The sequence below is a fragment of the Kangiella sp. genome (genome assembly GCF_048265365.1).
Classification (GTDB): Bacteria; Pseudomonadota; Gammaproteobacteria; order Enterobacterales; family Kangiellaceae; genus Kangiella.
Genome location: NZ_JBLXBT010000022.1, coordinates 1 through 8583, shown reverse-complemented (window position 1 = coordinate 8583; position 8583 = coordinate 1). Strand labels below are relative to the sequence as shown.

At 60.0% G+C, this 8583-nt stretch carries 8 protein-coding genes and 1 tRNA gene; 1 reads left to right on the top strand and 8 read right to left on the bottom strand.

The annotated features are described in order from the left end of the window. Positions 1 to 1615 precede the first annotated feature (1615 nt). The gene (locus ACN0VI_RS15340; protein ID WP_417447408.1) at positions 1616 to 2170 is read left to right on the top strand and encodes a hypothetical protein; all 555 of its coding nucleotides are present in this window, start codon (positions 1616 to 1618) and stop codon (positions 2168 to 2170) included. 419 nt (positions 2171 to 2589) lie between these two features. Here ACN0VI_RS15340 and ACN0VI_RS15335 read toward each other — a convergent pair whose 3' ends face one another. From ACN0VI_RS15335 to ACN0VI_RS15300, 8 genes are all read right to left on the bottom strand, one after another. After that, complete coding sequence (locus ACN0VI_RS15335) at positions 2590 to 4110, bottom strand: DUF3631 domain-containing protein (RefSeq protein WP_417447407.1); 1521 nt, start codon at positions 4108 to 4110, stop codon at positions 2590 to 2592. Next, positions 4107 to 5027, bottom strand: coding sequence for a toprim domain-containing protein (locus tag ACN0VI_RS15330; protein ID WP_417447406.1), 921 nt, complete (start codon positions 5025 to 5027; stop codon positions 4107 to 4109). The genes ACN0VI_RS15335 and ACN0VI_RS15330 overlap by 4 nt, the downstream gene beginning before the upstream one ends. A gap of 3 nt (positions 5028 to 5030) precedes the next feature. Beyond that, the gene (locus ACN0VI_RS15325; protein ID WP_417447405.1) at positions 5031 to 5363 is read right to left on the bottom strand and encodes a hypothetical protein; all 333 of its coding nucleotides are present in this window, start codon (positions 5361 to 5363) and stop codon (positions 5031 to 5033) included. Beyond that, complete coding sequence (locus ACN0VI_RS15320) at positions 5360 to 5629, bottom strand: helix-turn-helix domain-containing protein (protein ID WP_417447404.1); 270 nt, start codon at positions 5627 to 5629, stop codon at positions 5360 to 5362. Before ACN0VI_RS15320 ends, ACN0VI_RS15325 begins: the two co-directional genes overlap by 4 nt. After that, positions 5630 to 5851 carry a helix-turn-helix transcriptional regulator gene (locus ACN0VI_RS15315; RefSeq protein WP_417447403.1) on the bottom strand — a complete coding sequence of 74 codons (222 nt, stop codon included), beginning with the start codon at positions 5849 to 5851 and terminating at the stop codon, positions 5630 to 5632. It lies immediately after the preceding gene. 112 nt (positions 5852 to 5963) lie between these two features. Beyond that, the gene (locus ACN0VI_RS15310) at positions 5964 to 6938 is read right to left on the bottom strand and encodes a hypothetical protein (RefSeq protein ID WP_417447402.1); all 975 of its coding nucleotides are present in this window, start codon (positions 6936 to 6938) and stop codon (positions 5964 to 5966) included. Between the two features lie 100 nt (positions 6939 to 7038). Further along, positions 7039 to 8247, bottom strand: coding sequence for a tyrosine-type recombinase/integrase (locus tag ACN0VI_RS15305; protein WP_417447401.1), 1209 nt, complete (start codon positions 8245 to 8247; stop codon positions 7039 to 7041). Between the two features lie 209 nt (positions 8248 to 8456). After that, a tRNA-Phe gene (locus tag ACN0VI_RS15300) sits at positions 8457 to 8532 on the bottom strand. Positions 8533 to 8583 lie beyond the last annotated feature (51 nt).

The following is an 8583-nucleotide window of genomic DNA, read 5'->3' as shown; positions in this document are numbered from 1 at the left end:
AACGGATCATCCCGAATCCGTCCAAACTGGGGTTCCACCAGATATACCCCAATTGTTTGGGCTTACAGAGGAAGGGTAGGGAATTGCAGACAACAAAAAAACCCGCACTAGGCGGGCTTCTTGTGGGCTTTCGGGTGGTTTTGGCACCACTCGAAAATCAATAGTGGTGCCAGGGACGGAACCGAACCGTGCGCTGAAAGCTGCGTGCTGTAAGGGTTTCGCTTGTGTGCGGTAAATAATCTACGCGCAAATCTACCCGCTTTTTCTTTTGCTGCCCCTGTTTTGGCCTCGCATCGCTGCCGAACAATCCCAGTACCTCCCACTTTCGCGCACGCACGCGCACAACGGAAAAACCGGGTTAGCGATCATTCGGTGTGGTCCGAGCGGTATCGCTTCGGATGGGCGCCGACTTTTAACCCTCCCCCTCCTGTAGTGCGTCCAGCAACTTTTTTCGGCAGTTAGCGATAAAAGAGCAGGGACCAGGCGGTGTTGTCTGCGCCGGCTGCTGGTAATTTTTCAGAAGGTGGATTTTGCGGAAACGAAAAAAGACGGACCGGAGCGGCGTCCGCTTGCATAGGCTCCAGGTTTCAACCGCACCCCTCCCGGTTAACGGCTTGGTTAACAGGAGGAAAATCTGCCGATGCGGGAATGCGCGGTTTCCTTCGGTGGGGCGCTCCAGACTTTTTGACGCCCCCCACCCTTAGCGTTTTCTTAGCCTGCCTCGGCTTGCTGTCCGATGTTCTGAATATTGAGTCGCAGTCTATGGGGTAGGGGTGGCGCAAACTTCAGACGCTCCCCTTGTAAGACCGCTCCCGTAATTGTCTGCGCATTAACCGCAACAATTTTTCTTACCGTGACCTTACCGTGTCGCCTTGGGTAATCGTGTTGCCTTGCCCCAATCGCCGATCCGCTTACCGCTTCGACTGGTCACCTTTGCTGGTAACCAGTCTGGTAACCATTGCCGTAATCTTGCCGTCAGCCTCACCCCAATCTCATCCTTCCGGCTTGTTGCGATCTTGTTGCTATGGCTGATTGCATGGGATTGATTCCGCAAACCATGCATGGGGTTGTTCTCGCAACGGGCGTTTGTGCGTGAAAAGTGCGCGTGAAAAGGTGCGTGATTCCGTGCGTACCGGCTTGCGTACCAGGGCGTCTAAACGTGAGGAAATCCCACATGTAGCCGACTTGCGTGCCAAGACTGCGAACCAACTGTGCGAACCTGGCCACCCCATTAGGTTCTCCCGGTGGGGCGCCGGGGCTGCGGGTGATTCGTGCCGTGACCGTTCGCTATATACGGCGCTGGCTGGTGGGTTGGTTGTTGTTTCGTTGTCACGCTCCAGGCTTCGCAGGCCGGGCGCTGGTGCTGCGTGATAGGCCAACTGGTGCCGGGCGTTTCCGCGTTGCTGGTAATCGTTGCGGGCTTGCTGGTGGGGCTTCCAGTGGAAAGCGGAACCGGAAGCGGGGGCAACCCGAAAAAGTCCGTATGAAGCGAAAAGGCGGGGCGCGAATCACCCGGACGGCCCGGCGTGTATGGGAGGACCCGAAAGCCCAATCATTGCAATGTGGCACGGTGCCACCTCTGGTAGGCTGATCCCCTTTTCGAGGAGGGGCAGGGATGCAAAAAGTTGCAATTGTTGCGCTGGCGCTGGCGCTGGCTGGGTGTGGGCTAAAGACGAATACCTTCAATCCCGATGGGCGCGGGTACGCTATGAAGCGAGAAGCGCATTCCGGTCCTGTCTGCCAGTTGGCTTCCCCGCTCCCGGAAGGCGTACCCCACGAGGTTATCGGTTTGGTCCGTGGCAACCGTGGCTTCTTTGGAGGGTTCGGTCCTGTGCGTCAGGTAATGGCCGACGAGGCACGCTCTGCCGGTGCCGATGCCATCGTGAATCTTCGAATGCGCCAGGACGTAGCGTTTCGCGGCGTGTTCATTCTGCGACCAGTAGGCGAAGGCATGGCTGTTAAGCTGGCGGACCCTTCAGCTTTCAACTGCCTTGCGAATGGCGGCAGGGTATATCCCGGTAAGGGTATAGCACCAATCGAAGGCTATTCACCCGCTTCAGCCATCATGTCGGGCGCTACGACCTACGACGAGTGCATGGGGCGCGTCATGCGTATCACCGATCCGACGCTACGGCTCCAGGCCATGGTCGCTTGCGACGATGCTAAGTGAGTACAGCTACACAGGTAGCGCCGACTTCGGTTTAGCGCTATATGCGCTTGCCCATCTTGATCGTTGTTATAGGGCGGAATCATATGTCGTGCGCAGTTCGATGCCGGTTTGGCAGTGGCGTCGTGCGGGAGCGTAGCAAGCGCGGCAGATCATTAGATGGTTGATATATAGGTCACGACAGCGATGCCATTCAGACGACGCAGCGGCTGCGGTTAGGGCCGGCGGTGCTTTGATTCTGGGTGATACGATTAAGGGTGCATCTTCTTTGGCCGCGTTTAGCTCTGCCAGTAGCTCGGCCAGGTGCTCCCGTATGAACTGGCGCATGGGGTCGGTGATGCGCTCGACCGGCGAGACGCGCAGTCGGTCGGCCACGCACTCGACAGTCAAACCGGCCCGGCGCAGGTGGTCCAGGGCGGCCATTATCCGAAGTACTCCGCGTTGTCTTCGGTCTGTACCCTGTTTTTATCCGTAACATCGTCACAAGCCGCGCCATTGCTTGCTTTCAGCCTGTTTTTATCCGTAACGATGGACGCTTGCGTTACGCCTTTAAAACCGCTGTAAGCCGCATGGTTGCTGGCTTGTGACGGTGTTACGGCTGTCGCGGGGGTGTCAGCGGACAGATACCGTTTGAACGCTTCGGTGAACTGCTCCCGCTTGTAACCCTTGGCGACCTTGTAGCCGATGCGATGGGTGCTCGGCTTGATACCGAACTCAGAGAGCCGCTTGGAAAGCTGGTGCGGCGTCATGGGTTTGCCTCGGTTCCACGCGGCCCACGGCGCTTCCTCATCTTCGGCCAGTGCCTCCAACAGATCGGCGGTCGCCAGACGCTCGGCGCGGCGGGTGTCGAAAGCGTCGCGGATCGAAGCCAGCAACTCCGCGCCGATGCTGGGGGTGTCTTCCTCCAGGCCGTGAAGTGTCGCGGCAGCATTACGGGCTATGCGCGGCCAGTTGCCCCCGGCCACTTCCGCGACGGCTAGCAGCGGTTCCCAACAGTCGTTGGCGCGGTCATTCAGGCCGTCCACTTCGGCGGGTCTGGCTGTGCGGATGGCCTCTCGGTTGTCGATAGCGAAGCGTGCCAGCTTGCTTACCAGCTCGGCGAAGGCGGCGGGGTCGGCGTGACGAATCTTTACCGTACGCTCCCCCGGTAGCTTGCGGCGCAGGCGTAGCGGAATGCTCCGGTCGGACAGGGTGTCGGCAATCTTCCCGATACCGCATAGCGCCTTTGCGCCCCACACATTGAACCGGGTGGGCATATGGTCATCGCCAACGCAGCGAATCACGAAAGCGGAGTCCCGGGTAAAACCGGCATTGAGTATGCCCCGTGCTTCCTCGTGTTCGGCCAGGAAGGCGTCCACCTCGTCAATCAACAGGGTTGGCGTCCACAGCTCCAAGGCGCGGAACAACGCAGCCGGGGCTATGTTGGAGACGGCCAGCGAGCGGCAGGCTAGACGTGCCAGCACGCCAAGCATTACCGTCTTGCCGCAACGCTTCTCCGGGGCGGTGATATTAGCAATCGGCGCCACGTTCACCACGTCCACAAACCATGTAAAGGCGGTCCACAGCGCAGCGGCGTGAACAGTTGCCGGGTCGGCTATCACATGGCGGCGAATGATCGCGGCCAAGGCTTCCAGCAGCTCGGCACCGTCCACCAGATCAGGCCATAGCGTGACCTCGGGGAACAGCTCATCGGTGCCCACAGCAGCTTCGTTGGCTGGGCTGGTCAGCTTGTCTAAGTCGACCATGCTTGCCGTCTTGGCTTCCTTCACCGCGTGACGAATGCGCGCCCAGCGAGCAGGGTCGGTTCCTCTAACTTGGCGCAGCAGGGCCAGCACTTCGGGTTCGAAGATCGCTCCGGGATCTTGCTTGCTCCTGGCGAGTGCGTCCGCGATGGGGTCGTGTGCCGGTACGGGTTCGGGGATCAGTTCGGCTAGGTTGCTCATTGATTCGCCTCCCGCCATTGGCGCAGGTCGTTGAAGTCGGAAAGGCTCGGCGGCTCGGCTCCGCTCCAGGGCGGCAGGACCAGCCCACATTCCAGCGCGGCGGCGGCTTGGGTGGCTGCGGTGCGTCCGGGGTTGCCCTCGGTCTGGCGGTCATCGTCACCCGCGATAATCAAAGTGCTGTCCGGGTAGTGCCGCTGTAGGTGGCGCCCGACTTCCAGCAGATTGCCCGCATTCATTGCGCAGGCGACGGCGGCGCCTTTGGCTTCGTGAATAGTGGCGCCAGTTGCCCAACCTTCGCAGACGTACAGCGGCTGGCCTGGCTCCAATGTGCCGATTGGTGAATAGCAACCCTTCACCCGGCCACCAGACAGGAACCGCTTGTCGCCGTCCGCTGCTATGCGTTGCAGGTTGACCAGCACGCGCCATAGGTAGAGCGGAACCAACAGGACTTCGCCACGCTGGCGCAGCCCATGGGACTTGCAGCCCTTGGCGCTCAGGTATGGGTGTCGCGGGTCAGCCGGGGCGCTGGTGTTCCATAGGCGTTGCGCCTCGATGGCTGCGGCTTGCTGGCGCTGGTGCTGCTCCGCTTCGCGCTGGTGGCGGGCGTGCTCAACCCGCTGGCGGATCAATTCGGCCTCCATTGGATCGGCGGGCTTGCGGCTGGTCCAGGTGCTCGAGCCTCCCGCTTTCCAGCTGCCGAACGCACCCGACGCGATGCCGTCCAGGTGTAGGACGTACCAGCCATTGAGCGTGCCGGGCTTGTCGTCTGGCACGCGGAAACGGTGAATGGTGCCGTCTGCTACAGGAAGCCAGTCCAGCGGGCCGAATGTGGCTTGCAGGGCGTCGCGGAAAGCCAGTTCGGCTTTCTCCAGGCAAGCCGATCCCCTCGGCGCATGCGCGCCGTTTTGAATGGTCATGTTTTAGCCCTCTGCGGTGCGGTGTGGCGCGGCGGCCTTGCGGCGATCTAGCTCGTACTCGGCGCCGTTGGCCACGTCAGTGAGCCGGCCCGATAGGTAGCCAAGCGATTGGAGCAACCAGCCAATGTCGCGGGCGGTATGGTTGGTAAGTTCGCCAGCGTCGGCGGTGTTCGCCAGCAGCTCGCCAATGGCGGCGATGCCGTGCCCAACCGTCATAGCCTCGCACTCGGCGGTGCGCTCGATGGCGTCGAGATCATTGGCGGAAAGGGTGTTAAGGCGCGTAGGGTCCGGCAGTAGGCGGCCCCAGCACACGGCGATGGAATGCGGCGTACTCATTCTGCCGCCTCCGCGCTGGTGCTGCTCAGGTAGTAAAGGGCTACACCGTTGTGGGTAATGCCGTCCTCATCGGTCAACGTGATCCGTTCGGTGCGGATGGGGTGGCCAGCGGTGCGCAGCTCCTTGATTCGCCCTCCAGGGTGCATGACGTGCAGTTCACGGCGGGCGGTGAAAGTGTCCAATGCGCCCATCCGTAAACGTGCCAGCAGACGGGCGCGCTGTGCTTCGACACTAGTGCTATGGCGTTGCGTTGTTTTGTCGGTCATTTATGCAGCCTCCCCGCGTTGGGCGGCCATCTCATCGCACCAAGCCAAAACTTCCGCCTCGACGAAGCAGCTAGATTTTGGTCCTAGTTTGACCTGCTTAGGGAAGGTCCCGGCAGCAATGCGCCGGTAGATTTCGGAAGTGGAAAGGCTGGTGTAGTCCTTCACCTTTGCCAGCTTGATAAAGCGGCGGGAAAGTTGGGCGGGGTTGGTTTGTGCGGCCATCGCTAGTTACTCCTTGGGTGATAGTGGGAGCGATGGGCGTAATGGTGCGGGGCGGGGGGAGGGTGACAGCTAGGGGTGACATGGTGTCAGTACATGCTGTCACCCCTCACTGTCAGGCGTCTGGCAGTGTGTCCGGCTTTATGGCCGATGCCAGTGCTGTCGCCTTGCGCGCTGGGTCGCCGCTCCCCTGTCGCGGCAGATTCAATTTCTCTCCTAATGAGTATGCAACAGCCTTCTGAGTCGGCTGACGCTTGTCTGGAGTATAGCCTTCCCAATATTCCGCCACGGCGGCCCGCATGGCTTCCAGCTCTTTGGTGGCGTAAGGAAACACCAGACCTGTGTGAGTCGCTGGCATTGGGTGCTTGCCGCCATGTAGCTCGCGCAGCTGTCTAGTCAGTGCTTTGAAGGTCTTATCATCCGACTGCCGCTGCTCTTCTTGCTCGGCTAGTTGCGTTTCCAGGGCTGCAACCATGCGCTCTGCTAGTTCCGCACGCTGTTGCATCGCTGCGAACTCACTATGCTCATGCATAAGCATTTGCCGCATACTCTCTAAAGCCCGGTTGCCGCCCTCTACCCGCCGTTGCATAAGCTCTGTTTCAGAAGCCTCCCGGGCTGCTCTCTCTTGCTCAAGCTGCTTTCGCAAATATTCAAGTTCATTCTCGCTTGGCTGATCCGGCTGTCCGTTGATCATGCTCGCTAGCGCTTCGACTTGCTCTGGTACAAATAAAGCTCTGCACTCGCGCAGGGATATTTTTTTCGAGTGCCATACCGTCCAAAACGGTTCTTCCTCGCTTTCCTCGCCTTCCGTGAGTAAAACCGGACCCTCCAAAGCCAATTCAACAACTGCCGTAGTGCCAGCACCGGCTAGCACCATAGGATTTAGGACTTTATGAATACCGTTGCCAACTACCTCATGTCCCTCATCAGACCCCAAGAGGCCCTCAGTATCGACATAGGCGTAACACCGCCTTGATGCACATAAAGACAAGAGGTCGTATGGGTATAGTTGAGTTGCGGTTAAGTTCTGTAGCCAGTCCACCGCTTGGTCTATGTCGAGCCACGAAAGCAGCCGGTATATCTTCTCCATTTCTGCGCCCTCCCAGGCTCCCCACGTCCTGAATAAATCGGCTGGTCAGGCGGGTGGGAAGTCCGCTTTTCGCTCCGTCGAGCTAGGCCAGCCAAAACCGTTAAGCCTTGCGCTTGATACTCACCACATTGGCGCCGCCACATTGAGCGTCTATCGAATCGGCCCAGGCTTGCATCATTTCCCGGCGCTGCTCCAGGTAGGTAGCGTGGTTGTAGATATCGCGGATTTCGTCGTTGTCGCCGTGCGCTAGCTGGCGTTCGATCCAGTCGCGGTTATAGCCGCGCCCGTTGAGTTCGGTGCTCAAAAGGTGACGGAAGCCGTGGCCGGTCTGGCGCCCTTCGTAGCCCATCAGGCGCAGCGCCTTGTTGATTGTGTTTTCGCTCATTGGCCGGTCGGGGTTTTGCTGGCCTGCAAACACTAGCGGGTAATCGCCCGTGATTTCCTTGAGCTGGCGCAGGATGGCAACGGCTTGGCGGGGCAGGGGCACCACATGCGGGCGGCGAGCTTTCATGCGCGCTTTCGGAATGGTCCAGGTCGCGCCGTCCAGATCGAACTCTGACCAGGGCGCTTGGCGCAGCTCACCAGGGCGAACGGCTGTCAGCACCAGCAAACGGATGGCGCAGCGGGTCAGGGTGTTGAGCGTGGTCGATTCGATCTTGCCCAGCAGCTCGGGCAATTCGGCAAAGGCAACGTGCGGATGATGGCGGGTCGCTTTCGGCGGTGCGGCTACCACGTCCAGATCGGTGGCGGGGTTGGCTTCGACTACGCCACTGGCCAGACCGAAGCGGAATATCTGGTGTAGCCATTGGCGAATTTTGCCAGCGGCATTCAGCGTGCCCCGCGCTTCGACCTTGCGCACCAGCTCGACCAGATCGGGGCGGGTGATGGCTTTGACCGGGCGGGCACCGATGCCGGGTATCAGGTCGTTTTCCAAATACAGCTTGGCTTTGTAGGCCGTGCTTTCTGCCCAGCGCGGCGCGTTGTAGGCATACCACTCCCGCGCAAGCGTCTCGAATGTCACCCCATCGGCCCGCTGCGCTTGTCTGGCGGCTTTTCTCTGCTCGCCGGGGTCGGTGCCCTCGGTTAGCAGCTGGCGGGCCTCGTCGCGCTTCTGGCGGGCTTTCTGGAGCGTGACGGCAGGATAGGTGCCAAGCGCCAGCATCTTTGCCTTGCCGTCGAAGCGGTAGCGATAGCGCCACAGCTTCGAGCCGGTCGGCGCCACTTCCAGGCATAACCCGTTGGCGTCCGTGAGCCGGTATAGCTTTTCCTTCGGCTTGGCGGTGCGGATGGTGGTATCGGATAAGGCCATTGCAATTCCCTCGCAAGCCGCGCCATTCGGGCGCCCCATTGTGTCGCTGTGAGTAGATTTTTAGACCGAACCGGCTCTACTCACGAATCTACGCACAATTGTTTGGGCTTACAAGGGAAGGGTAGGGAAGTGCAGACAACAAAAAACCCGCACTAGGCGGGCTTCTTGTGGGCTTTCGGGTGGTTTTGGCACCACCTGAAATTAATAGATGGTGCCCAGGGACGGAATCGAACCGCCGACACGGGGATTTTCAATCCCCTGCTCTACCGACTGAGCTACCTGGGCAACGGGGCGCTATTAGACGGATTTGGCTTTTGTCTGTCAAGCGCGGGTTTG

Excerpts from the sequence above, each read along its gene's own strand:
- ACN0VI_RS15340 (WP_417447408.1), top strand. The coding sequence starts at position 1,616 with ATGCAAAAAGTTGCAATTGTTGCGCTGGCGCTGGCGCTGGCTGGGTGT.
- ACN0VI_RS15335 (WP_417447407.1), bottom strand. The coding sequence starts at position 4,110 with ATGAGCAACCTAGCCGAACTGATCCCCGAACCCGTACCGGCACACGAC.
- ACN0VI_RS15330 (WP_417447406.1), bottom strand. The coding sequence starts at position 5,027 with ATGACCATTCAAAACGGCGCGCATGCGCCGAGGGGATCGGCTTGCCTG.
- ACN0VI_RS15325 (WP_417447405.1), bottom strand. The coding sequence starts at position 5,363 with ATGAGTACGCCGCATTCCATCGCCGTGTGCTGGGGCCGCCTACTGCCG.
- ACN0VI_RS15320 (WP_417447404.1), bottom strand. The coding sequence starts at position 5,629 with ATGACCGACAAAACAACGCAACGCCATAGCACTAGTGTCGAAGCACAG.
- ACN0VI_RS15315 (WP_417447403.1), bottom strand. The coding sequence starts at position 5,851 with ATGGCCGCACAAACCAACCCCGCCCAACTTTCCCGCCGCTTTATCAAG.
- ACN0VI_RS15310 (WP_417447402.1), bottom strand. The coding sequence starts at position 6,938 with ATGGAGAAGATATACCGGCTGCTTTCGTGGCTCGACATAGACCAAGCG.
- ACN0VI_RS15305 (WP_417447401.1), bottom strand. The coding sequence starts at position 8,247 with ATGGCCTTATCCGATACCACCATCCGCACCGCCAAGCCGAAGGAAAAG.